This window comes from Pseudomonas sp. CP-1 (assembly GCF_021213715.1).
Taxonomy (GTDB): Bacteria; Pseudomonadota; Gammaproteobacteria; order Pseudomonadales; family Pseudomonadaceae; genus Pseudomonas; species Pseudomonas aeruginosa.
Window position 1 is genome coordinate 104,023 of record NZ_JAJQKY010000017.1, and the last position, 23,384, is coordinate 127,406.

Consider the following 23,384-nt stretch of genomic DNA (forward strand, 5'->3'; position numbering starts at 1 on the left):
CGCCAACCCCGCCCGCGTGGCGGGGTTTTCGTTTCCGCGGCTACGGCAGTCCTTCGAGCAGCCGCCGGTAGTCCTCCTGGGCAGCGAACTCCTCGGTGTCCCGGACCTGGCCACGGCTGTCTGGGTGGCGTACCGCCAACAGGTGGGCGACACCATAGGCGCGGGCGCTGCGCAGGATCGGCAGGCTGTCGTCGATGAACAGGCTGCGCTGTGGGTCGAAGCCGAAATCGGCTTGCAGGGCGCTCCAGAAGCGCGCGTCCTCCTTCGGGTAGCCGTAGTCGTGGGAGCTGATCAGTCGGTCGAAATAGGGCGCCAGTTCGATCCGTTCCAGCTTCAGCGACAGCGAGTCGCGGTGCGCGTTGGTGATCAGCGCCACGCGCTTGCCGGCCTGGCGCAGGGCGGCGAGGAAGGTATCGGCGTGCGGACGCAGCGAGATCAGGTGCGCCACCTCGTGCTTGAGTTCGCGGATCGACAGGTCCAGTTCCCGGCTCCAGAAATCCAGGCAGTACCAGTTGAGCTGGCCAGCGTGTTCGCGGAACAGCGGCTCGAGCACGGCATCGGCTTCGGCGCGACTCAGGCCGTTGCGTTCGGCATAGCGCTGGGGCAGGTGTTCCAGCCAGAAGTGGTTGTCGAAGTGCAGGTCGAGCAGGGTGCCGTCCATGTCGAGCAGCACGGTGTCGATGGCGGACCAGGGCAGGGTGGGCATGGCGGCTCTTGTCGCGGTTCGTCGCGATCGATGCGGAAATCTGTCGCTTCCCATCAATCTCCGACAGGGATAATCGGAAAAGCCGGGGTATGATAACCCGCCGGCTTCGCCAAGGAGTTATCCACATGCGTCAGAAACCCACCGTACTCGCCAGCGAGATCGTCGCGAAGAGCCGACTGTTCGCTGTCGAGGAGTTGCAACTGCGCTTCAGCAATGGCGTCGAGCGCACCTACGAGCGTCTGGTCGGCAAGGGCCAGGGCTACGGTGCGGTGATGGTGGTGGCCATGCTCGATGCCGAGCACGCGGTGCTGGTGGAGGAATATTGCGCCGGGGTCGACGAATACCAGTTGTCGCTGCCCAAGGGCCTGGTCGAGCCGGGCGAGGACATCCTCGCGGCGGCCAACCGCGAACTCAAGGAGGAAGCGGGCTACGGTGCCCGGCAACTGGAGCACATCACCGAACTGTCGCTGTCGCCGGGCTACATGAGCCAGCGCATCCAGGTGGTGCTGGCGCGCGACCTCTACGAGGAGCGCCTGCCGGGCGACGAGCCGGAGCCGATGAGCGTCGATCGCATCAGCCTGCGCGAACTCTCGAGCCTGGCCCAGCACGCCCAGTTCAGCGAAGGCCGCGCCCTGGCCGCGCTGTACCTGGTGCGCGACCTGCTCACCCAGCGCGGCGAGTACCAGGCATGAGGCCGGTGCCTTGGGGCGAATTGGTGGCGCTGGTGCGGCGCGCCGGCGAGGCGATCCTGCCGCACTGGCGCGCCGACGTGGCGGTGCGCTCGAAGGCCGACGAATCGCCGGTGACTGCCGCCGACCTGGCCGCGCACCATATATTGGAGGCGGGATTGCGGGCGCTGGCGCCGGACATTCCGGTGCTTTCCGAAGAGGATTGCGAGATACCGCTGAGCGAGCGCGGCCACTGGCGGCGCTGGTGGCTGGTGGACCCGCTGGACGGCACCAAGGAGTTCATCTCCGGTAGCGAGGAGTTCACCGTCAACGTGGCCCTGGTCGAGGATGGCCGGGTGCTGTTCGGCCTGGTCGGCGTGCCGGTGAGCGGCCGCTGCTACTACGGTGGCGCCGGTCTCGGTGCCTGGCGCGAGGAGGCCGATGGCGGCGCGCAACCGATCAGTGTGCGCCTGGAGCCCGAGGAGGCCTTCACCGTGGTGGCCAGCAAGCGCCACGGCAGCCCGGCCCAGGAGCGCCTGCTGGATGGCTTGAGCGAGCGCTTCGGCGACCTGCGGCGAGCCAGCATCGGCAGTTCGCTGAAGTTCTGCCTGCTGGCCGAGGGCGCTGCCGACTGCTATCCGCGCCTGACGCCAACCTCGCAATGGGACACGGCCGCCGCCCAGGGTGTGCTGGAAGGCGCCGGCGGCGAGGTGCTCGACCTGCATGGCGCGCCATTCACCTACGAGCCGCGCGAGGACTACCTCAACGGCTCATTCCTGGCCCTGCCGCGCGCTGCCGAGTGGCGCAACGAGCTGATCCAACTGGCGCGCGCGCTGCACTGAAACGAAAGAGCTGGTCGAACCCTAATGCTGTTTACTTAAGAAAAACGCCGCGCCCCAATTGGGGCGCGGCGTTTTTCTGATCTGTTTTCTGGTCTCTATGGGAGATTACGATGTTTTGCCCGCTCGGGCTGACAGAAAACATGCAAATAGCCCGCAGCAGATGACTGACAGCGGGATTCGGCAGTGGCTCACCAAATATTCACTTTGGTGAACGGCATGACCGCATGAGCGGGGCTTTTCGTTGAGCTGTCGGCCGGTGCCGATAGGGGTGGCGCCTGAGTAAGTTCCTGTGTGATTTTTTCCGAAGCCTGGGGAGGATCATGGGCTCCATGAAAACTCCATCGTAATCGCACACGGGGAGAGCATGTAGAGCGTAGAGTTCTCGCGTTTGCGGGAGGGCACTATGCCAATATATCCATCGATCTATCGTTTTCGTGTTTTAGCTGCGGCTGTGATGGCGAGCGTATCGATTTATCTATTCTCAGCTTCGTTGGGCATGGATGTTTTAAAAAGTTATGAGGTGTTGGCAGATATCTATCCTGAGAATATGAATGACTATGCTTCAAGACTGACCGCTGAAGAGAAATTTCAAGGCGAGTTGCTCCGGCAGCTTACCGATAAGATCTATCTGGAGCGGTATTCGATTTGTGCGCTTATTTTGGCGCTCGCTATATTCTTCCTGCCATCTCCGGTAGTCGTGAGGAGAAGTCGTGTGCTTTTGGTTTTTCTCTATTTGGCGACTCCAGTTTTCATTGTGCTTTCAGAAGTTTTAGCAACCTCTTTGAGTCTGGATAGAATGCTGTATCCAACGTGGAGGGACAATATAGTAGTTTCCTGGTTTATCTCTTGCGCGGTCGCCTTTACCGTCTGTTTTATGCTCCTGCCGTTGCTGATTCTAGGTTGGCGTAGTACCTCTGGAGGACTGATATTTCGCAGTAAGACCACACAGGTGTTGAGTGGAATTCTTCTTGCGGTTTGGCTGGTAGGGTTTGCCTGCTCTTTTTTCAGTGGGGATTATGAGGCAATGCTTCCCCTATGGCTGGGGTTCGTATTTTTTTACTATGTGCTTTCCTCCAGCGATGAGAAAACACCTGTCAATAAATAGGTGTTTCGAGGGGCTATCAGAACGGATATCCAGTGCCTGATAACTCAATGGGAGCTTCACCGTGGAACTTGATGTCAAAATTGGCCGATCCGTGCTTTTTCAGCTCCGCCAGGAACCTCGTCGCTGTTTGTTCATCCATGGGACGCTGGAAGTCCAGATCGGCATCGTACCCGTGAACTTCCAGCGGCTGTCGGTGAAACGCTGGAACTGGCCATCACCTGATCCAGCGCATCCAGATAGGCTCGCCGAGTGGCGCAGCGAACTGATCCAACTGGCGCGCGCGCTGCACTGAAACGAAAAGGCCCGGTCTTCTAGCCGGGCCTTTGCCGTTGTGGCGGCGCTCAGTCGAGCATGTCGCTGAAACGCGCGTCCTTCTTGTATACCAGCGGCTGGCTGAAGCCGGGCACCGTCACCTGTTCGGCGCTGACCTCGATGGCGTGCTCGTCGATCAGGTCCTGGCCGAAGTTGTAGATGATCTCCAGGTCGCCCTGCAGCGCGCGCTGGTCGTAGGCGCGGGCGGCGGCGCGGGTCTGCTCGCGCTTCTCGACGTAGGCGGCGAAGGCCGCTTGGCCATGGCGCTTGCGCAGCATCTTCTCGGCGATTCGCGGCGACAGCACCACGCCGCTGGCGTTGTTGCCGCCGAAGCCCTTGGAGTTGATGAAGCACACCTCCAGCGGCTTGTCCTGGCGCATGTCGCGATTGGAGATGCTCAGGCGCTGCTGGTGGACGTCGTCGGCGACCTTGTCGATGGTCTTGATCCCAGGGAGGATGCCGTACTTGAAGGTGCCTAGGGCGGAGATCAGCTGGTCGGCGCTGGCGGTGGCCAGGGAGTGGCCGACGTAGGCCTTCACCGCGGTGACCGGCCAGCCGTCGATGCCGAAGGCGCTGGCCACGCGGTCGAGGATTTCCGATTCGGTGACCCGGTTGGCCGGCGTGCTGGAGCCGTGGGCGTGGACGAAGCTGGCGTGGCGCACGGTGTCCAGGCCGACGATCTGCACCGCGCTGGCCACCGCCTTGGCTACCGTCAGGTAGTTGCCCGGGCCGGGGGCGGAGATGGACTTCTTGAAACCGTCGGCGTTGATGAACACGTCGGTTACCGCGCCGTGGATATCCGCGCCCAGGCGCAGGGCCAGTTCGTCGTCCATCAGCACTACGTATTGGCTGGACTCGGCCAGGGTGAAGCCGCAGTTCTCGCCGAACGGCCGGCTGGCGCGGCGGAAGTCCACGTCGTCGCGGCCTTCGATCAGGCGCAGGCCTTCTTCGGTGGCCAGTGCGCCCATGGCGCTGTAGCCCTCGATGCACTCCGGCAGGATCGGCGCCTCGCTGTTGCCGACGATGACCACCCGGGCCTGGCCGCTGGTGATGACGTCGATAGCCTTCTGCAGGTTGTAGAGGAAGGTGGCGCAGGCGCCTGTGATGCTGCCGGTCATGCCGACGCTGCCGAGCACGTAGGCATTGATGAAATCGGTGGGCATGCTGTTGAAGCCCAGCGGCAGTTGCTTGGCCGAGACCCGGTGGCCCTTCAGGCGGGATTGCATCAGGCCGCCGAAACCGTTGTCGTCGAGCTGGCTCATGATGCTGCCGGAGAACACCGCGATCTCGTCGGGCTGGACGTTGTCGACGATGGTCTTCCAGTCGATGCCGGTGGAGCGGATCGCGTCGGTCGCGGCGACCACCGACATCTGCAGGCCGCGCGGGTGGAAGCGCGAGTTGTACAGCTCGCCCGGTTCGAAACCGGTGGGCAGCTGGCCAGCGGACTTCACCGTCAGCGCACGGTAGCTGTCGACCTTGAACTCGCAGCGCTCGTGGATGCTCACCAGTACCTCGCCATCCTCCGCGGGAGCGATCGACCAGTTGGCCGGCAGCGGCTCGGGCAATTGCTTGGGCGAGGCCTTGAAGGTCAGCGCCTGGCCTTCGGCAGGGGACAGCTCGAGGACCTTGTGCCAGTGGACGGCATCCGGGTCGAGGTACTGCGGTTCGATGCGCCGCACCAGGGTAGAGGCGAAGATACGTTCGGCGTAGCGCCGCTCGATGTCCTCCGGGGACAGCGGCGTGCCGTCTTCGGCCAGGTAGCGGCCGCCTTCGGCCTTGACCAGTTTCATCATGACCGCCAGGCCGGCTAGGGTTTCCTGGCGCGCCTGCGGGTCCATCGATTCGATGACCATGCGACGGAAGCCGTGGTGGAAGGAACTACGGCCTGCTGCGTTGTAGCCACCGAAACCAACAATGACCGGTAGTCGAGACATCACTCAGAAACTCCTTCGAATAGTCGTTCGCGTGCCGGGCTGCTGCCTGGTCCGGAGCGGGAAGCGCGTGGCGGCGATGGCGGCCTTTCCCGTCGGCGAGGCGAGCTTCACGGACCCGGGCACGAGCCAGTGGCCGTTGAAATGATCAGGGTGACTATGCTGACGTGAATCATGACTATCGAGTCACGTATTTTCCTACTGAATACCGCGTTGCGTGGGCTTTCCACAAGTGCTGGCGGTCTGCCGTGGGGGGATTGACGCCCATGGCCGGGCTGTTGGCAGAGGTGGTGCGTGGGCGAGTGTTGCGGGACTTGCTTGAAAGTCCGCGCGCAGAGGCGCGGCGCCGGGGCGTCCGCGGAGGCGGCGGATGACGCGTGGCGCTATCCGCCCTTCGCCCGATGCCGGCAGAGGAGAATGAAGAAGGGCCGCGAAGCGGCCCTGGGGGTGGTGTATCAGCGGTACTCGATGCCCGCCTTGCGCGTGCTGACCCGCGTTCCCGCCTTGCCCTCGGTGATCGCGACGATGTCCGCGAGCGAACCGATCACCGCGTCCTTGCCGGTGGCGCGGGCGAACTCGATGGCGGCCTGGACCTTCGGTCCCATGGAGCCGGCGGCGAAGCCGAGGCGCTCCAGTTCGTCCGGGTGGGCCTGGGCGATGGCCTTCTGGGTCGGCTTGCCCCAGTCGACGTAGGCCGCGTCGACGTCGGTGGCGATGATCAGGATGTCGGCCACCAGCTCCTGGGCCAGCAGCGAGGAGCAGAGGTCCTTGTCGATCACCGCCTCGACGCCGCTGAGCTTCTTCCCGGCCTCGTCGTACATGGTCGGGATACCGCCGCCGCCAGCGCAGATGACGATGGTGCCTTTCTCCAGCAGCCACTTCACCGGGCGGATCTCGAAGATCCGCTTCGGCCGCGGGCTGGGCACCACGCGGCGGAACTTGTCGCCGTCCGGGGCGATGCTCCAGCCCTTCTCGGCGGCCAGGCGCTCGGCTTCTTCCCTGGAGTAGACCGGGCCGATCGGCTTGGTCGGGTTCTGGAACGCCGGATCCTTACCGTCCACCTCGACCTGGGTGAGGATGGTGGCGAACGGCACTTCGAACGGCAGCAGGTTGCCCATCTCCTGTTCGATCATGTAGCCGATCATGCCCTCGGTTTCCGCGCCGAGGACGTCCAGCGGGTAGGGCGAGACCTGGTCGTAGGCGGCCCCCTGGAGGGCCAGCAGGCCGACCTGGGGGCCGTTGCCGTGGGCGATCACCAGCTCGTTGCCGGGCGCCACCTTGGCGATCTGTTCGGCGGCGATCCGCACGTTTTCCCGCTGGTTGTCCGCGGTCATGGGTTCGCCACGGCGTAGCAGGGCATTACCGCCCAATGCGACGACGATACGCATATAGGTTACCTCCGGAAGGCGGCTGCGCCCGGCCGCGTGGGCCGGGGCGCAGGAGCGCGGTCAGATGTCGGCGAGGGTCGAGACGAGGATCGCCTTGATGGTGTGCATGCGGTTCTCGGCCTGCTCGAAGGCGATGTTGTAGGGCGACTCGAAGACGTCCTCGGTCACCTCGATGCCGTTGGCCAGGTTCGGATACTGCTCGGCGATCTGCTTGCCGACCTTGGTCTCGCTGTTGTGGAACGCCGGCAGGCAGTGCATGAACTTGGCCCGCGGGTTGCCGGTGGCCTTCATGATCTCCATGTTGACCTGGTAGGGCAGCAGTTCCTTGATCCGCTCGCCCCAGGCTTCCACCGGCTCGCCCATCGACACCCAGACGTCGGTGTGGACGAAGTCCACGCCCTTCACGGCTTCCTTCGGATCCTCGGTGAGGGTCAGCTTGGCGCCGCTTTCCTCGGCGAATTTCTTGCACTGGGCGACGAACTCGTCGTGCGGCCAGAGCGCCTTCGGTGCGGCGATGCGTACGTCCATGCCGAGCTTGGCGCCGATCAGCAGCAGGGAGTTGCCCATGTTGTTGCGCGCGTCGCCCAGGTAGGCGTAGCTGATGTCGTGCAGCGGCTTGTCGCTATGCTCGCGCATGGTCAGCACGTCGGCGAGCATCTGGGTCGGGTGGTATTCGTCGGTCAGGCCGTTGAACACCGGAACGCCGGCGAACTTCGCGAGTTCCTCGACGATTTCCTGCTTGAAGCCGCGGTACTCGATGGCGTCGTACATCCGGCCGAGGACCCGCGCGGTGTCCTTCATGCTCTCCTTGTGGCCGATCTGCGAGGAGTTCGGGTCGATGTAGGTGACGTTGGCGCCCTGGTCGTAGGCGGCCACCTCGAAGGCGCAGCGGGTGCGGGTGGAGGTCTTCTCGAAGATCAGGGCGATGTTCTTGCGTTGCAGGTGCTGCTGCTCGGTGCCGGTGTACTTGGCGCGCTTGAGGTCGCGGGACAGGTCGAGCAGGTAACGCAGCTCGCGGGTGCTGTGGTGCATCAGGCTGAGCAGGTTACGGTTGTGCATGTTGAAAGCCATGATTGATCTCCTTGTGGGAAGTCGGTGGGCGGCGCCCCTCCTGGGGACGCCGCCGTTCAGCTCGAGAGAGGGTTGTCTGTCAGTAGTCGATCGGGTCGCGGACGATCGGGCAGGTCATGCAGTGGCCGCCGCCGCGACCGCGACCCAGTTCGCTGGCGCTGATGGTGATGACCTCGACGCCGGCCTTGCGCAGCAGGGTGTTGGTGTAGGTGTTGCGGTCGTAGCCGACCACCACGCCCGGCTCCAGGCAGACCACGTTGTTACCGTCGTCCCATTGCTCGCGCTCGGCGGCGAAGCTGTTGCCGCCGGTCTCGACCACGCGCAGTTTCTTCAGGCCGAGGGATTCGGCGACCACTTCGAGGAAGGTTTTCTCCTCGCGGCGGATGTTCATGCCGTAGGGGCTGCTCGGATCGGGGCGCAGGCTGAAGGGCACGATTTCCTTGACCACTTCCGGGAAGACCGTGACCAGGTCGCGGTCGCAGAAGCTGAACACGGTGTCCAGGTGCATCGCGGCGCGGGACTTCGGCAGGCCGGCGACGATCACCCGCTCGGCGGCGCCCTTGGCGAACAGCGACTGGGCGACCTGACCGATGGCCTGGCGCGAGGAGCGCTCGCCCATGCCGATCAGGACCACGCCGTTGCCGATCGGCATCACGTCGCCGCCTTCCAGGGTCGAGGAGCCGTGGTCCTTGTCCGGGTCGCCGTACCAGATCTCGAACTCGGCGTTGGCGAACTCGGGGTGGAACTTGTAGATGGCGGTGGTCAGCAGGGTTTCCTGTCGTCGCGCCGGCCAGTACATCGGGTTCAGGGTCACGCCGCCGTAGATCCAGCAAGTGGTGTCGCGGGTGAACTGGGTGTTCGGCAACGGCGGCAGCAGGAAGCTGGAATGGCCCAGGTACTCGCGGTACATCTTGAGGATGTTGGCGCCTTCGCTGGCGGGCAGGTCGTCAGCGGCGACGCCGCCGATCAGGTACTCGGCCAGCTTGCGCGGCTCCAGGCTCTCCAGCCAGGAGCGCAGCTCGCTGGTCAGGCCCAGGCCGACGCTGTCGGCGGTGATCTTGCGATCGAGGATCCACTTCAGCGCTTCCGGGTTCTGGATGGTCTCGGTCAGCAGGTTGTGCATCTCGAGGACGTCGATGCCGCGCTCGCGCATCTTGGTGACGAAGTCGAAGTGGTCGCGCTTGGCCTGGTTCACCCAGATCACGTCGTCGAACAGCAACTCGTCGCAGTTGCTAGGGGTCAGGCGCTGGTGGGCGAGTCCGGGCGAGCAGACCATCACTTTGCGCAGTTTGCCGGCTTCGGAGTGGACGCCAAGTTTGGTTTTTTCCGTGCTCATTTCACGTCTCCAGTGGAGTAATCAGAGGGTGAGGAAACCGTCGTAGAGGCCGTAGGCAGCCACCAGGGCGCCAATGACGACTGCGGCGAAGATCAGTTTTTCGATTCCGGTGAAGATCGGCTGGCCGACCTCGTGCTTGGCCTTGGCGAAGAGGATCGCGCCGGGCGCATACAGCAGGGCGGACAGCAGCAGGTACTTCAGGCCACCGGCGTAGAGCAGCCAGACCGCGTAGACCACAGCGATGCCGGCGATGACCAGGTCCTTGCTGCGTTCGCGGGCATCGTTCTCGTAGGTCTCGCCCTTCAGGGTCAGCAGCAGGCCATAGGCGGCGGACCAGAAGTACGGGATCAGGATCATCGAGGTTGCCAGGAGCAGCATCTTGGTGTACGGGTCCATGCCGTCCGGGTCGCCCGAGGTGAAGAACACCACCACCAGGAACACCTGTACGCAGATGTTGGTCAGCCACAGGGCGTTGGCCGGCACCTGGTTGGCGTTCTCGCGGCGCAGGAACTCCGGCATGGTGTGGTCCTTGGCAGCGGCGAACATGATCTCGGCGCACAGCAGCACCCAGGAGAGCAGCGCGCCCAGCAGCGAGATCAGCAGGCCGACGCTGATCAGCACGGCGCCCCAGTGGCCGACCACATGCTCGAGTACCAGCGCCATCGACGGGTTCTGCAGCTTGGCCAGTTCCGGCTGGGTCATCACGCCCATGGACAGCACGTTGACCAGCACCAGCAGGAGCAGGACGGTGATGAAGCCGATCACGGTGGCCTTGCCGACGTCGGAACGTTTTTCCGCGCGGGAGGAGAAGATGCTCGCGCCCTCGATGCCGATGAACACCCAGACGGTGACCAGCATCATGTTGCGCACCTGGTTCATCACGCTGCCCAGGTCCGGGTTGCTCTTGCCCCAGATGTCGGCGGTGAAGATGTCCAGCTTGAAGGCGAACAGGCAGATCAGGATGAACAGGAACAGCGGCACGATCTTGGCCACGGTGGTGACGGTGTTGATGAACGCCGCCTCCTTGATCCCGCGCAGCACCAGGAAATGCAGGGCCCAGAGCAGGACCGAGGCGCAGACGATCGCGGCGACGGTGTCGCCCTTGCCGAAGATCGGGAAGAAGTAGCCGAGGGTGCTGAACAACAGGACGAAGTAGCCGACGTTGCCCAGCCAGGCGCTGATCCAGTAGCCCCAGGCCGAGGAGAAACCCATGTAGTCGCCGAAGCCGGCCTTGGCGTAGGCGTACACGCCGCCGTCGAGTTCGGGCTTGCGGTTGGCGAGGGTCTGGAAGACGAAAGCGAGGGTGAGCATGCCGACGGCGGTGATCGCCCATCCGATCAGGACGGCGCCGACGTCGGCGCTGGCTGCCATGTTTTGCGGAAGGGAGAAGATGCCCCCTCCGATCATCGAGCCGACAACCAGAGCCGTTAGCGCTCCTAGTCGGAGTTTTTGGCTGGATTCTTGGGACATTTTCGGAATCTCCCTATAGGAATTGAGAGTGAAGCCATTAGGCGGCAGCGGCTATTGTTGAATGCTGATCCACGTCAATAGCTTCCTACTCAAAGTAATTAGATGACGCATTCCTGTAAGTCGCGAGTGCCAAAGATAGAAGAGGAATCTAAGACCTGCCCGCAATAGGGCGGTTTTTTCATGTGATAGGGGAAGTCTTGCCATCCGCTACGGGGAAAGCTTGAAATTGCTCGAAATCGGGCTATAAGCCGCGGATCAAGCCGGATCGTTGATGCCGATCAATGAATTTCGCGAGACGGTATTCTGACTTTTGGAGGGGGGCTCGCCAGCTTGTTGGCGGTCCGCCGAAAAACCGCCACGGTTTGCCAGAGAAGTGTTTCAGTATTTCGGTGTAGGTGCTTTTTTATTTATAAGTAAAAATAATTTTCCGCTCTCATCAAAGAACGAAAAAGCACAAGGACAGAAATGAAGAAGCCCGGCGTTCGCCGGGCTTCTTCATTTGGACTTCAGGGTATGAAGACCGCTGGGGGGACGGGATCGCCGCCCACCCGCCGCGCGTGCTGGCGCACGTCGGCACAGGGGAAGGGGCCGCCATCCGGTTCGTGGCCGAAGGGCGCGGTTCGCCGGGCGAACCGAAAGCCGGTGCCAGGGGCACTGCGAGCGATTGAGCAAGCGGCGTGCCAGCCATCGACAGGTGGCCCGGCCCGTCAACTGCGGGGCACGGGCCCACGGCATAAGCGGATTTTTGCCGAAGGCCCGAGCACAGGGCGGGGTTTTCCGCCGTCGTTACCGTTCCGTCAGCTCATCCCCAGCCAGTTCGGCAATGCCATGGATACCGCCGGGATGTAGGTCACGATGATCAGGAACACCAGCAGGATCATCAGCCACGGCAGCGCCGCGCGGATGGTCGCGCCCAGCGGCATGCCGGTGACCGCCGAGGTGACGAACAGGTTGAGGCCGACCGGCGGGGTGATCAGGCCGATCTCCATGTTCACCACCATGATGATGCCGAGGTGGATCGGATCGATACCCAGCTCCATGGCGATGGGGAAGAAGATCGGTGCCAGGATCAGGATGATCGCCGAGGGCTCCATGAAGTTGCCGGCGATCAGCAGCACGATGTTCACCACCAGCAGGAACATCCACGGCGACAGCCCGAGGTCGGTGACCCAGGCGGCGATACTCTGCGGAATCTGCTCGGTGGTCAGCACATGGGCGAAGAGCATGGCGTTGGCGATGATGAACATCAGCATGATGGTCAGCTTGCCAGACTCCAGCAGCACCTTCGGGCACTCTTTCAGGCGCATGTCCTTGTACACGAACAGCGCCACGAACNGTCAGCTTGCCAGACTCCAGCAGCACCTTCGGGCACTCTTTCAGGCGCATGTCCTTGTACACGAACAGCGCCACGAACGCCGAGTACACGGCCGCGACGGCGGCAGCCTCGGTTGGGGTGAAGGCGCCCGAATAGATGCCGCCGAGAATGATCACCATCAGCAGCAGGCCCCAGAGCGCCTTGCGCGCGCTGGCGATCCATTCGCGAAGGCTGACTCTCGGCATGGCCGGCAGCTTCTTGACCCGGGCGACGATGTAGATCACCACCATCAGGATCAGGCCCAGCAATAGTCCGGGGACCACGCCGGCCATGAACAGCTTGCCGACCGAGGTTTCGGTCGCCGCGGCATAGACCACCATGACGATCGACGGTGGGATGAGGATGCCCAGGGTGCCGGCGTTGCAGACGATCCCGGCGCCGAACGCCTGTGGGTAGCCCGAACGGACCATGCCGGCGATGGCGATCGAGCCGACCGCCGCCACCGTCGCCGGCGAGGAACCGGACAGCGCGGCGAAGAGCATGCAGGCGAGCACCGCGGCGATCGCCAGGCCGCCGCGAATATGCCCGACGCAGGCGTTGGCGAAGTCGATCAGGCGCCGCGCCACCCCGCCGGTGGTCATGAACGCGCCGGAGAGCAGGAAGAACGGGATCGCCAGCAGGGTGTAGTGCTCGGAGGTCTCGAACAGCTTGATCGCCAGCGAGCGTACCGAGTCCGGGCTGAACAGGAGGATCGTCAGCGCACCGGATAGCCCCAGGGAGACGGCGATCGGCACGCCGATGAACATCAGCAGGAACAGCAGCAGGAAGAGGAACAGGATGGTCATGCTTTCGGCTCCTCGTGCTCGGTCAGCTTCAGCGCGTCGGCGGCCTCGTCGGCCAGGCCCAGGCCGGTCTGACGGTTGCGCAGGATGCGCACGAGGATCTCGGCGAAACGGATGAACACCAGGGCGAAACCGACCGGCACGATCAGGCCGATGTGCCATTGGCGGATGCCGAAGTGGTCGAGGTCCTCGGCGCCGATGCCGGCGATGAACAGGGTCTTCACCCAGTCGTAGCTGGCCACGCAGAGCAGGCCGGCGTAGCCGAGGCAGGCCAGGCAGGCGATCACGCCGAGGACCCGCTGTACCGGCCGCGAAGCCAGCTTCACCAGCACGTCCACGCCGAGGTGCCCGGCGGTGCGTACGCCGTAGGCGATGCCGAGGAAGATCAGCCAGGCGAACAGGGCCTTGGTCAGGGCGTTGCTCCAGGTCATCTCCTGGGCCAGGCTGAGGATGGCGTCGCCGATGGCGAGCAGCGTCTCGTTGCCGCCCTCCCAGAGGTCGGCGAGATCGTAGAACAGCGTGTAGAGGTTGTTGAGGACCACATAAACGAAGGTAACCAGCGTCATGGCGGCGAGGAGGAAGGCGATCAGGCCTTCCTCCAGGCGCGCCCAGACGCGCGCGAGCGCGTGCATGGGCTTTCCCTCTTCTTCTTATTGAGCCTGGTTGGCGGCTTCGGCGGCCTTGATCAGGTCGGCGCCGATCTCACCTTCGAACTTCTTCCACACCGGCTGCATGGCCTTGCGCCATTCGGCCCGCTGTTCGGGAGTGAGTTCGATGATCTCGCTGGTCTTGGCCTCGACGATGCGCTGCTTGTCGCCCTGGTTGAGCGCCTCGGCCTGCTTGTTCACCTCCACGGTCACCTCGTCCATGGTCTTGGCCAGAACGCCGCGCACGTCTTCCGGCAGGCCGTTCCAGAACTTGGTGTTGGTGATCACCATGTAGTCCAGCACGCCGTGGTCGGATTCGGTGATGTACTTCTGCACTTCGTGCATCTTCTGCGAGTAGATGTTCGACCAGGGGTTCTCGGTACCGTTGACCACGCCGGTCTGCAGGCCCTGGTAGACCTCGGCGAAGCTCATCTTGCGCGGGTTGGCGCGCACCGCCTTGAACTGTTCCTCGAGCACCTTGGAGGCCTGCACGCGGAACTTCAGGCCGCGGGCGTCCTTCGGCTCGCGCAGGGGCTTGTTGGCGGACAACTGCTTCATCCCGTTGTGCCAGTAGCCGAGGCCGGTGATGCCCTTGTCCTGCATCGAGGTCAGCAGCTCCTTGCCCTGCGGGCTCTGCTGGAAGCGGTCGACCGCCTGGATGTTGTCGAACAGGAACGGCAGGTCGAAGATCTGCAGTTTCTTGGTGTACTGCTCGAACTTGGCCAGCGACGGCGCGATGATCTGCACGTCGCCCAGCAGCAGGGCCTCCATTTCCTTGCCGTCGCCGAACAGCGACGAATTCGGGTAGACCTCCACCTTGACCTTGCCCGGCAGGCGTTCCTCCACCAGTTTCTTGAACAGCAGCGCGCCCTGGCCCTTGGGCGTGTGCTCGGCGACGACGTGGGAGAACTTGATGACGATCGGGTCGGCCGCCTGGACGATTCCGGCGACGGTCAGGGAAAGTGCGCAGACGAGCGCCTTCGCGGTGTGCTTGAGCATGAGACTTCCTCTTTGTTCTTGTCTGTCTTTTATGAAGAGGACAGATGTCCTCTCGGCGTGGCCGAACAAGGGAAGTCTAGGCAGCGCAGCGGCAGATGCTGCGTGAATCGGAAAAGCGCCTGGTCTTCTGCTTGTTGGAACGCTCGGGAAGCAGTGAGCAAGCCCTGTGCCAGTCGGGCAAGGGCGTGCAGGGGAGATGCTGCGGGCGCGAATGGCGAACGGCTGGCGGTATTCCGCCATTCATTCGCCATCATCTGGCGGATTCTCGCCAGGCGTGTTGAACGGCAGGCCGTGCTTGCGCAGCTTGTCGTGCAGGGTCTTGCGCGGGATACCGAGGGCCTCGGCGACGCTGCGCAGCGAATTGTGCGGGCGTTCCAGCTCGGCGGCGATCAGCGAGCGTTCGAAGGCCTCGACCTTGGCGCTGAGGTTGTGCGGCTCGTCGGCGGCGTCGGGCAGGACTCCATCGTCCAGGCTCAGGCCGAGGCCCAGGGCGAAGCGCTCGGCGGCGTTCTGCAATTCGCGCACGTTGCCCGGCCAGTCGTAGGCCAGCAGCCGCGCCGACTGGCCGGCGTCCAGTTCGCGTGGCGTCAGGCCATGGCGCATGGCGCCGGCTTCGGCGAAATGGCGGAACAGCAGCGGGATGTCCTCGCCGCGCTCGCGCAGCGGTGGGATGCGCAAGCTGGCGACGTTGAGGCGGTAATAGAGGTCGGCGCGGAAGCGGCCCTGGTCGGCGGCCTGGCGCAGGTCTTCCTTGGTTGCCGCGATGATGCGGATATCCAGCGGGATCAGCTGGTTGGAGCCGAGCCGCTCGACTACCCGTTCCTGCAGCAGGCGCAACAGCTTGACCTGCACGTCCAGGCTCATGCTCTCGATCTCGTCGAGGAACAGGGTGCCGCCATTGGCGTACTCGAACTTGCCGATGCGGCGCTTCTGCGCGCCGGTGAAGGCGCCGGCCTCGTGGCCGAACAGTTCGCTTTCCACCACCGATTCGGCGAGAGCGCCGGCGTTGATCGCGACGAACGGTCCGTCGCGTCGGCTCGACAGGTCATGCAGGGCCCGCGCGACCACCTCCTTGCCGGCGCCGGTTTCGCCAAGGACCAGCACGTCGGCCTGGATCGCCGCCAGCGAGCCGACCTGCTCGCGCAGGCGCTGCATGCCGGCCGAGCGTCCGATCAGGCGCCCATGCAGTTCGTGGCGTTCGGCCAGGGCCAGGCGCAGGGTGCGGTTCTCCAGGACCAGCCGGCGCACCTCCAGGGCGCGGCGCACGCTGTCGAGCAGGGCGTCGCTGGGAAAGGGCTTTTCCAGGAAGTCGTAGGCGCCGCCGCGCATGGCCTGGACCGCCAGCGGCACGTCGCCGTGGCCGGTGATCAGGATCACCGGCAGGTCGGCGTCCTGTTCGTGCAATTGGCGGAGCAGTTCCATGCCATCGATGCCGGGCATGCGGATGTCGCTGACCACCACCCCGGGCCAGTCCTTGCACTGCGCGGTATCCAGCTGGCGCGCGTCGTCCAGGGTCGCGACCTTGAGCCCGGCGAGGTCGAGCGTCTGGCGCAGGGCCTGGCGCAGGTGCGGATCGTCGTCGATCAGCAGGACCTGGGTCTGGGCATCGAATGGCGCGAAGGGACTCATGCGCGGGTTTCCTCCTGGGGCATGGCGGCGACGCCGGGAACTCCCGGCAGCAAGTGCAGGCGCACCACGGCGCCGCCTTCGAGATGGTTGCCCATTTCCAGGCGGCCGCCGAGGGCGCGCAATAGGTTATCGCAGATGGCCAGGCCGAGGCCGAGCCCTTTGGCGGTGGTCTTGGTGGTGAAGAAGGGTTCGTGGGCGTGGGCCAGGGCGTCCTCGGAAAACCCCGGGCCGTTGTCGCGCAGGGTCAGGATCACGCCGTGCTGGTCCTGGCTGGCGATCACCCATAGGCGCCGTGGCGGAGCTTTCTCGGCGAGCGCGTCGAGGGCATTGGTGAGCAGGTTGCCGAGGATCTGCCGCAAGCGGGTCTCGCCGGCCTGGACCCACAGCGGGGCGTCCGGCACGTCGCGCAGCAGTTCGACGTTCATCGCCCGCCGCCGACTGGCGAGCATCGACAGGGCGTCCTCGATCGCCGGCTGCAACTGCACGTTCTCCGGCGCCCGGCGCGCACCGCGGGCATAGGCCTTGAGGTGGGCGATGATCGAGGCCATGCGGGTGGTGAGGTCGCTGATCTGCTCGAGATTGCCGCGGGCGTCCTCGGTGCGCTGGTGGTCGAGCAGCACCCGGGCGTTGTCGGCGTAGCTGCGGATCGCCGCCAGCGGCTGGTTGAGTTCGTGACTGATGCTCGCCGACATGGTGCCGAGGGCCGTGAGCTTGCCGGCCTGGACCACTTCGTCCTGGGCGCGCATCAGCTCGCGCTGGGCCTGCTCGCGTTCGTGGACTTCCTGCTGCAACTGCGCGTTGGCGTTCTCCAGCTCGCGGGTGCGTTCCAGTACGCGCTCTTCCAACTGGCGCTTGGCCTCGGCCTCGAGAGCGATGCGGTCCAGGTAGTGACGGCGGCTGAGGGTCAGCAGGGTAAGCAGCAGGAGCAGGGCGAGCAGGGTCGCGCCGCCGATCAGCAGGACGCTGCGCACCGGCCGTTCGATGAGGGTGCGGGGGGCGTAGATGCTCACCGTCCAGCCGGTTTCCGGCAGCGTCCGGCTCTGGCTGAGCCAGGCGCTCTGTTGCAGGCGCAGGGGCTTCGGGTCCTGCACCGGGTAGGGGATGTTGGCGTGGATCTCGTCGCGCTCCGCCGCGCTCAGCGGCCGACTGGCATGGAAGCGCCAATCCTCGCGCGAGGAGAGGATCACCACGCCGTAGTTGTCTATCACCAGCAGTTGCTCCGGGGAATTGCCCCAGAGCCGTTCGATGTGTTCGAGATCGACCTTCACCACCAGCACGCCGATGATCCGCGAGCCTTCCTTCACCGCACTGGCGAAGTAGTAGCCGCGCTTGATCGAGGTGGTGCCCAGGCCGAAGAAGCGCGCCAGGCGGCCCTGCATGGCCTCGCGATAATAGGGGCGGAAGGCGAAGTTGCGGTGGACGAAACTGTCCGCCTGGGCCCAGTTGGAGGCGACCTGGGTGGTGCCGTCCGGTTGCAGCAGGTAGATCACGTCGGCGCCGGTGCGTCGGCGGATGTCGGCCAGCGCCTCGTTGGCGATCTTCTGCAGCAGCGGGTCGCCAGGTTGTTGCAGGGCCTGGCGCAGCACCGGCAGGCCGCCGAGGATCTGCGGCAGTTCTTCGTAGCGGCGCAGCGTGCCGAGCAGGTTGGCGACGTAGAGGTCGAGCGTCTGGCGGTTCTGCTCGGCCAACTGCTCGCTGTAGTAGCGCTCGGCGAAATATTGCAGGGGCCAGAGCAGCGGCGCGAGAAGCAGGGCGAGGATGACCAGCGAGCGCCAGCGATGGAAATAGGCTTTCAAGACGAACGAACCTGTCGTGGCTGCGAGTATCCGGGGCATCCCGGACGGGATGCCCTAAATTATCACGCCTTGCGCCGAGGCCGGTCGCTCCCTGCCGTTCAGGGGAAGCAGTCGGCGTCGGCGAATGCCTTGCCCTGGCGGTCCTTCTCCGAAAGCAGGGGGGCATCCTGCAGCGGCCAGTCGATCTTCAGCTCGGGATCGTTCCAGGCGATGCAGCGTTCGTGTTCCGGCGCCCAGAAGTCGGTGGTCTTGTAGAGGAACTCGGCGTATTCGCTGAGCACCACGAAGCCGTGCGCGAAGCCGGCCGGAATCCACATCTGGCGCTTGTTCTCCGCGCTCAGGCGTTCGCCTACCCAGTGGCCGAAGGTCGGCGAGCCGCGACGCAGGTCGACGGCCACGTCGAATACCTCGCCGAGGGTGGCGCGCACCAGTTTTCCCTGGGCTTGCCGGATCTGGTAGTGCAGGCCGCGGAGGACGCCACGGGCGGAACGCGAATGGTTGTCCTGGACGAAGCTGACCGGATGACCGCAGGCCTCCTCGAAGGCGCGCTGGTTGTAGCTTTCGAAGAAGAATCCGCGATCGTCGCCGAACACCCGGGGTTCGAAGAGGATGACGTCGGGGATTGCCAGGCGGGTCGCTTTCATCAGTACACGGTCTCGGTCAGCAGGCGCTTGAGGTATTGGCCGTAGCCGTTCTTGGCCAGCGGCGCGGCGAGTTTTTCCAGTTGCGCGGCGTCGATCCACTTCTGCCGGTAGGCGATCTCTTCCGGGCAGGCCACCTTGAGTCCCTGGCGGTTCTCCAGGGTGGCGATGAACTGGCCGGCCTCGAGCAGCGAATCGTGGGTGCCGGTATCCAGCCAGGCGTAGCCGCGGCCCATGATCTCCACGCTGAGCTGGCCGCGCTCCAGGTAGGCGCGGTTGACGTCGGTGATCTCCAGCTCGCCGCGCGGTGAAGGCTTCAGGTCCCTCGCGATGTCCACCACCTGCTGGTCGTAGAAATACAGGCCGGTGACCGCGTAGTTCGACTTCGGCTTCAGTGGCTTCTCTTCCAGGCTGATGGCCTTGCCGCCCTGGTCGAACTCGACCACGCCGTAGCGCTCCGGGTCCAGCACGTGGTAGGCGAAGACGCTGGCGCCGGTCTGGCGCTGCGAAGCGCTGCCGAGCAACTCGTGGAAGTCGTGGCCGTAATAGAGGTTGTCGCCCAGGACCAGCGCGCTGAGGTCGTTGCCGATGAACGACTCGCCGATCAGGAAGGCCTGGGCCAGGCCGTCCGGCGACGGTTGCACGGCATATTGCAGGTCCAGGCCCCAGTTCGAACCGTCGCCCAGCAACTGCTGGAAGCGTGGGGTGTCCTGTGGGGTCGAGATGATCAGTATCTCGCGGATGCCCGCCAGCATCAGGGTACTGAGCGGGTAGTAGATCATCGGCTTGTCGTACACCGGCAGCAGCTGCTTGGAGATGGCCAGCGTTGCCGGGTGCAGGCGGGTGCCCGAGCCTCCGGCGAGGATGATGCCCTTGCGTTTCATAGTGGTCCCTGCTCGCTCAGTTCCTGGATCATGCGTCCGGCATGGTAGCGCCAGTCGGGCAGTACCAGGCCGAAGACCTGTTGCAGCTTGTGGTTGTCGAGGCGCGAATTGGCCGGGCGCTTCGCCGGCACCGGGTAATCCTCGGTGGCAATCGGCAGGACCCGCTGCGGCGTCGCCTGCAACTCCCAGCCCCGCTCCAGCGCCTGTTCGATGACGAAGCGCGCATAGAGGTGCCAGGACGTCTCGCCGCTGGCGACCAGGTGGTAGGTGCCGCTGGCCCGTGCTGCCAGCTCGGCGTCCCAGCGCAGGCGCTGCAGGACCTGGGCGGTGACGTCGGCGATCAGCTCGGCGCTGGTCGGCGCGCCGAACTGGTCGGCCACGACCTTGAGTTCGTCGCGTTGCCCGGCCAGGCGCAGCATGGTCTTGGCGAAGTTCCCGCCGCGCGCGGCGTAGACCCAGCTGGTGCGGAAGATCAGGTGGCGGCAGCCGCTGGCGCGGATGGCCTGCTCGCCTTCCAGCTTGGTCTGCCCGTAGACGCTCAGCGGGCCGGTCGGCGCGTCCTCGGCGAAAGGCGCGCTGCCCGCGCCGTCGAACACGTAGTCCGTGGAGTAATGCACCAGCCAGGCGCCGCAGGCCGCGGCCTCCTCGGCCAGTACCGCGACGGCGCGGGCATTGATCAGGCGGGCGTTGTCGGCATCGCTCTCGGCCTTGTCCACCGCGGTGTAGGCGCCGGCGTTGACGATGAACTGCGGCCGCTCGGCGCGAACCAGTCGCGCCAGGCCTTCGGGGTCGGCGAGATCGGCGCGCCGGCGGTCGCAGACCAGCAGTTCGCCCAGCGGCGCCAGGGCGCGCTGCAGCTCCCAGCCGACCTGGCCGTTGGCGCCGAGGAGAAGGATCCGGTTCATGCGTACTGCTTACCCACCCACTCGCGGTAGGCACCGCTGGTTACGTTGGCCACCCAGTCCTGGTTGTCCAGGTACCAGCGCACGGTCTTGCGGATGCCGGTCTCGAAGGTTTCCGCCGGCTTCCAGCCCAGCTCGCGCTCCAGGCGCGTGGCATCGATGGCGTAGCGGCGATCATGGCCCGGACGATCCTTGACGAAGGTGATCTGCTCGCGATAGCTGCGGCCGTCGGCGCGCGGCTGCTCCTGGTCGAGGATGGCGCAGAGGGTCTCGACCACGTCGAGGTTGGCCTTTTCGTTCCAGCCGCCGACATTGTAGGTCTCGCCCAGTTGCCCGGCTTCGAGGACCCGGCGGATGGCGCTGCAATGGTCCTTGACGTAGAGCCAGTCGCGGATCTGCTGGCCGTCGCCGTAGATCGGCAGCGGCTTGCCGGCCAGGGCGTTGTGGATCACCAGTGGGATGAGCTTTTCCGGGAAGTGGTAGGGGCCGTAGTTGTTCGAGCAGTTGGTGGTCAGCACCGGCAGCCCGTAGGTGTGGTGATAGGCCCGCACCAGGTGGTCGGAGGCCGCCTTGGACGCCGAGTAGGGACTGTTCGGCTCGTAGCGGTTGTTCTCGGTGAAGGCCGGATCGCTCGGTGCCAGCGAGCCATAGACTTCGTCGGTGGAGACGTGGAGGAGGCGGAATGCCGCCTTCGCTTCCGGCTCCAGCGCGCCCCAGTAGGCGCGCACTTCTTCCAGCAGGCGGAAGGTGCCGACGATGTTGGTCTGGATGAAGTCCTCGGGGCCGTGGATCGAGCGGTCCACATGGGATTCCGCGGCGAAGTTGAGGATCGCCCGCGGCTGGTGCTCGGCGAGCAGGCGGGCTACCAGCTGGCTATCGCCGATATCGCCGGCGACGAAGGTGTGCCGGGCGTCGCCGTCGAGGCTGGCGAGGTTCTGCCGGTTGCCGGCGTAGGTGAGCTTGTCGAGGCTGACCACCGGCTCGTCATGCAGGGCCAGCCAGTCGAGCACGAAATTGGCGCCGATGAAGCCGGCGCTGCCGGTCACGAGAATCGTCATGAGTCATACCTTGTTCAAGCAGTGGTTGTCCGTAGGGCTGCTTCGACACGTCCCGCCAAGGTGTACCAATCGATCGTGAAGACGACGATTAGTACGGGAAAAATGGCGATCCTGCCAACCCCAGATCTGGTAGGTGCATCTGACCCGGCATTCTATGCGAAGTGCCATCATCGGGCGGCAGGTAGGAGGATAAAACAAAAAAGCCCCGCGCGAGGCGGGGCTTTTCGGGGATTCGTGGTGCCGGCACCAGGAGTCGAACCCGGGACCTACTGATTACAAGGACTATGCTCACTGTTTAAAAATCAAAAGGTTACGTGTGGTTTTGGTACGTGCTCGCCTCGATAGGGACTGCGGCAGTGCTGGAGTCGTATCGCGCTGGTACGTGGGAAACTGAGCAGGGAGAAGGGCAGCCGGCTCTAGCGAGACGATTGGATCGTCTTGTCGTGCCGGCTGTGGAAGTAAGAGGTGGAGTCAGTCGTAGAAATCTGGTTCCACATCAACCGGATCGCACTCGTAAAGCCCATTGGCAATTTCTATTTCGATCTGCCAATCCTCAGGCGGGGTGCCTTCCTCCACACCTGAGCATGTGAAAAACACTTCAACCTCAATTGTGTTTTCGGTGGGGAATGAATCGGAACCTAGCGAAATTTCTTCTCGATCAATGGAATCCCAAGCGTAGAACTCCACATCTAGGTGAAGTTTCACTTTTACGCTGACATTGAGTTCGATGACCCAGCTTTTCTTTTCCTTACCTTCCCACACCTCGGTGTGGTCGATCTCATAGGAGATTAATTCTTTCTCGTATACATATGCCTCAACTCGCGCCACCGTGCCGCCTGTCACATCATTAGCGGTCCACTCGGAAGCTTCGATGTGTTCAACTAGTGCATCGTGGAGTTTATCGCGTAGTGATGATTTTTCTTCTTGGACAGCGTCGGAAACTCGTTTTTCGACCTCTTTCGCATAGTTGCCAGTGGCAGCAAATAGAGCAGCCAGTTCGTCAATTGACCTAACACAATACAAATACTCTGAGGCGTCCGCGAACTTGCTCCAGCCTTCATCGGCGGATGCCACCACGCCCATCGTGCGGTTGTCTCGCGCAAAGTCCTCAAGAATGAGTAAGGAGGTCGCATCGGGGAATTCGGACTTTTTTGCCCTGCGCTCTTCGAATGGTGGACGTGATTCAAAATAGAGACGAAATAATCGCTCTGTCAGGCGAATTCCGTCTATTTGTAGGATAGTTCCCCCGCAGGTGTCTACATAGTCTGAGATTTGTTTGTAGTAATACTTCGAAGCGGCTTCTTCGACAGATAATTTATCGAAATCTCCGTCAATGCCCGACATTTCGACCTGGGCTAAGCGTTTCAGATCGTTGGAGGCGCCCCTGAATTGCTCGGTCGCCTTCTTAATGCTCTCCATCCGATGTGAAACTATTTCTTGGGCTACAACTTCAGACATGTTAAGCGACATTGTGTCGGGAAGTTGCGTGGGTAGAAGCTTGAGTGCGCCAGCGTTGAAGTTGTAGCCTGCAGCTTGGATTACATCCGTATCAAGGGAGAAAAAAGAGACATCACCTGCCCATAGCTGAGCTGCAGTTGGGTTTCCTTTGGGCATGGAGCCGTCCTTGTAAAGTGATCAGGTTTCATTATGGCTACGCCACCATACTAGCTCAAGCATGGTAGAGAGCCGGTTTAGCAGTCAAGCGCTAACCGCAAGCGTGAGTTAGTCAACTGAAGGTGACACGCGAGGGAGGCTGAAGTCGTAAATGTCCAGCATGGCTTCATCGCGTTGGCCGCTTGACCTGCCCCCAGTTTTAGTACCGCTGCCTAGTTAGTAGGCCCT

General features: G+C 63.7%; 19 protein-coding genes and 1 pseudogene. 4 read left to right on the plus strand and 16 right to left on the minus strand.

The window, feature by feature from the left end:
- Positions 1-40: 40 nt before the first annotated feature.
- Complete coding sequence (gene yrfG / locus LT948_RS25935) at positions 41-706, minus strand: GMP/IMP nucleotidase (RefSeq protein WP_003135990.1); 666 nt, start codon at positions 704-706, stop codon at positions 41-43.
- 125 nt (positions 707-831) lie between these two features.
- On the opposite strand from yrfG, the gene nudE reads away from it, so the two are divergent.
- The 4 genes from nudE (at position 832) to LT948_RS25955 (ending at position 3,613) form a co-directional block, all read left to right on the plus strand.
- Complete coding sequence (gene nudE / locus LT948_RS25940; protein ID WP_003135989.1) at positions 832-1,398, plus strand: ADP compounds hydrolase NudE; 567 nt, start codon at positions 832-834, stop codon at positions 1,396-1,398.
- The gene (cysQ, locus tag LT948_RS25945; RefSeq protein ID WP_003135988.1) at positions 1,395-2,216 is read left to right on the plus strand and encodes a 3'(2'),5'-bisphosphate nucleotidase CysQ; all 822 of its coding nucleotides are present in this window, start codon (positions 1,395-1,397) and stop codon (positions 2,214-2,216) included. The genes nudE and cysQ overlap by 4 nt, the downstream gene beginning before the upstream one ends.
- A 403-nt stretch (positions 2,217-2,619) precedes the next feature.
- Positions 2,620-3,321, plus strand: coding sequence for a hypothetical protein (locus LT948_RS25950; protein ID WP_073657416.1), 702 nt, complete (start codon positions 2,620-2,622; stop codon positions 3,319-3,321).
- Positions 3,322-3,382: 61 nt separating this feature from the next.
- Positions 3,383-3,613: a hypothetical protein gene (locus LT948_RS25955; RefSeq protein ID WP_123809160.1), complete on the plus strand. Its 231-nt coding sequence runs from the start codon at positions 3,383-3,385 to the stop codon at positions 3,611-3,613.
- A 49-nt stretch (positions 3,614-3,662) separates the two neighbouring features.
- Here the strand turns inward: LT948_RS25955 and fabY are convergent, their stop codons facing one another.
- The 15 genes and pseudogenes from fabY to LT948_RS26030 form a co-directional block, all read right to left on the minus strand.
- The gene (fabY, locus tag LT948_RS25960) at positions 3,663-5,567 is read right to left on the minus strand and encodes a beta-ketoacyl-ACP synthase FabY (protein ID WP_019681080.1); all 1,905 of its coding nucleotides are present in this window, start codon (positions 5,565-5,567) and stop codon (positions 3,663-3,665) included.
- Between the two features lie 452 nt (positions 5,568-6,019).
- Entirely contained in the window at positions 6,020-6,952 is a 933-nt protein-coding gene (arcC, locus tag LT948_RS25965) for a carbamate kinase (protein WP_003096199.1), read from the minus strand.
- 60 nt (positions 6,953-7,012) lie between these two features.
- Positions 7,013-8,023 carry an ornithine carbamoyltransferase gene (locus tag LT948_RS25970; protein ID WP_003096197.1) on the minus strand — a complete coding sequence of 337 codons (1,011 nt, stop codon included), beginning with the start codon at positions 8,021-8,023 and terminating at the stop codon, positions 7,013-7,015.
- A gap of 79 nt (positions 8,024-8,102) precedes the next feature.
- A complete protein-coding gene (arcA, locus tag LT948_RS25975; RefSeq protein ID WP_003111744.1) occupies positions 8,103-9,359 on the minus strand; it encodes an arginine deiminase in 1,257 nt (418 codons plus the stop codon).
- Positions 9,360-9,380: 21 nt separating this feature from the next.
- Positions 9,381-10,829 (minus strand): arginine-ornithine antiporter, encoded by a 1,449-nt coding sequence (gene arcD, locus LT948_RS25980; RefSeq protein ID WP_003141893.1) that lies wholly within the window; start codon positions 10,827-10,829, stop codon positions 9,381-9,383.
- A gap of 797 nt (positions 10,830-11,626) precedes the next feature.
- Positions 11,627-12,989: pseudogene (gene dctM / locus LT948_RS25985) on the minus strand (C4-dicarboxylate TRAP transporter large permease protein DctM).
- Positions 12,986-13,618 carry a C4-dicarboxylate TRAP transporter small permease protein DctQ gene (dctQ, locus tag LT948_RS25990; protein ID WP_003096191.1) on the minus strand — a complete coding sequence of 211 codons (633 nt, stop codon included), beginning with the start codon at positions 13,616-13,618 and terminating at the stop codon, positions 12,986-12,988. The pseudogene dctM and the gene dctQ overlap by 4 nt, the downstream one beginning before the upstream one ends.
- Positions 13,619-13,636: 18 nt before the next feature.
- Entirely contained in the window at positions 13,637-14,632 is a 996-nt protein-coding gene (gene dctP / locus LT948_RS25995) for a C4-dicarboxylate TRAP substrate-binding protein DctP (protein WP_003105525.1), read from the minus strand.
- A 240-nt stretch (positions 14,633-14,872) separates the two neighbouring features.
- Positions 14,873-16,261 (minus strand): two-component system response regulator DctD, encoded by a 1,389-nt coding sequence (gene dctD, locus LT948_RS26000; protein WP_003096187.1) that lies wholly within the window; start codon positions 16,259-16,261, stop codon positions 14,873-14,875.
- Positions 16,258-18,096: a two-component system sensor histidine kinase DctB gene (gene dctB, locus LT948_RS26005; protein ID WP_049875018.1), complete on the minus strand. Its 1,839-nt coding sequence runs from the start codon at positions 18,094-18,096 to the stop codon at positions 16,258-16,260. The genes dctD and dctB overlap by 4 nt, the downstream gene beginning before the upstream one ends.
- Before the next feature lie 59 nt (positions 18,097-18,155).
- Positions 18,156-18,701: a dTDP-4-dehydrorhamnose 3,5-epimerase gene (rfbC, locus tag LT948_RS26010; RefSeq protein WP_073657413.1), complete on the minus strand. Its 546-nt coding sequence runs from the start codon at positions 18,699-18,701 to the stop codon at positions 18,156-18,158.
- Positions 18,701-19,582, minus strand: a complete 882-nt coding sequence (rfbA, locus tag LT948_RS26015; RefSeq protein WP_003096181.1) for a glucose-1-phosphate thymidylyltransferase RfbA — start codon at positions 19,580-19,582, stop codon at positions 18,701-18,703. The genes rfbC and rfbA overlap by 1 nt, the downstream gene beginning before the upstream one ends.
- Positions 19,579-20,487: a dTDP-4-dehydrorhamnose reductase gene (gene rfbD, locus LT948_RS26020; RefSeq protein ID WP_073657412.1), complete on the minus strand. Its 909-nt coding sequence runs from the start codon at positions 20,485-20,487 to the stop codon at positions 19,579-19,581. Before rfbD ends, rfbA begins: the two co-directional genes overlap by 4 nt.
- Complete coding sequence (gene rfbB / locus LT948_RS26025; RefSeq protein WP_073657411.1) at positions 20,484-21,542, minus strand: dTDP-glucose 4,6-dehydratase; 1,059 nt, start codon at positions 21,540-21,542, stop codon at positions 20,484-20,486. The genes rfbD and rfbB overlap by 4 nt, the downstream gene beginning before the upstream one ends.
- A 471-nt stretch (positions 21,543-22,013) precedes the next feature.
- Entirely contained in the window at positions 22,014-23,156 is a 1,143-nt protein-coding gene (locus LT948_RS26030; RefSeq protein ID WP_073657410.1) for a PIN domain-containing protein, read from the minus strand.
- Positions 23,157-23,384 lie beyond the last annotated feature (228 nt).

Bases quoted from the DNA above. Each gene is read 5' to 3' on its own strand.
- LT948_RS25970 (WP_003096197.1), bottom strand. From the start codon at position 8,023: ATGGCTTTCAACATGCACAACCGTAACCTGCTCAGCCTGATGCACCAC.
- arcC (WP_003096199.1), bottom strand. From the start codon at position 6,952: ATGCGTATCGTCGTCGCATTGGGCGGTAATGCCCTGCTACGCCGTGGC.
- LT948_RS26030 (WP_073657410.1), bottom strand. From the start codon at position 23,156: ATGCCCAAAGGAAACCCAACTGCAGCTCAGCTATGGGCAGGTGATGTC.
- nudE (WP_003135989.1), top strand. From the start codon at position 832: ATGCGTCAGAAACCCACCGTACTCGCCAGCGAGATCGTCGCGAAGAGC.
- rfbB (WP_073657411.1), bottom strand. From the start codon at position 21,542: ATGACGATTCTCGTGACCGGCAGCGCCGGCTTCATCGGCGCCAATTTC.
- rfbA (WP_003096181.1), bottom strand. From the start codon at position 19,582: ATGAAACGCAAGGGCATCATCCTCGCCGGAGGCTCGGGCACCCGCCTG.
- dctB (WP_049875018.1), bottom strand. From the start codon at position 18,096: ATGCCCCGGATACTCGCAGCCACGACAGGTTCGTTCGTCTTGAAAGCC.
- fabY (WP_019681080.1), bottom strand. From the start codon at position 5,567: ATGTCTCGACTACCGGTCATTGTTGGTTTCGGTGGCTACAACGCAGCA.
- dctP (WP_003105525.1), bottom strand. From the start codon at position 14,632: ATGCTCAAGCACACCGCGAAGGCGCTCGTCTGCGCACTTTCCCTGACC.
- rfbC (WP_073657413.1), bottom strand. From the start codon at position 18,701: ATGAAAGCGACCCGCCTGGCAATCCCCGACGTCATCCTCTTCGAACCC.
- rfbD (WP_073657412.1), bottom strand. From the start codon at position 20,487: ATGAACCGGATCCTTCTCCTCGGCGCCAACGGCCAGGTCGGCTGGGAG.
- yrfG (WP_003135990.1), bottom strand. From the start codon at position 706: ATGCCCACCCTGCCCTGGTCCGCCATCGACACCGTGCTGCTCGACATG.
- dctQ (WP_003096191.1), bottom strand. From the start codon at position 13,618: ATGCACGCGCTCGCGCGCGTCTGGGCGCGCCTGGAGGAAGGCCTGATC.
- arcA (WP_003111744.1), bottom strand. From the start codon at position 9,359: ATGAGCACGGAAAAAACCAAACTTGGCGTCCACTCCGAAGCCGGCAAA.
- cysQ (WP_003135988.1), top strand. From the start codon at position 1,395: ATGAGGCCGGTGCCTTGGGGCGAATTGGTGGCGCTGGTGCGGCGCGCC.
- arcD (WP_003141893.1), bottom strand. From the start codon at position 10,829: ATGTCCCAAGAATCCAGCCAAAAACTCCGACTAGGAGCGCTAACGGCT.
- dctD (WP_003096187.1), bottom strand. From the start codon at position 16,261: ATGAGTCCCTTCGCGCCATTCGATGCCCAGACCCAGGTCCTGCTGATC.
- LT948_RS25950 (WP_073657416.1), top strand. From the start codon at position 2,620: ATGCCAATATATCCATCGATCTATCGTTTTCGTGTTTTAGCTGCGGCT.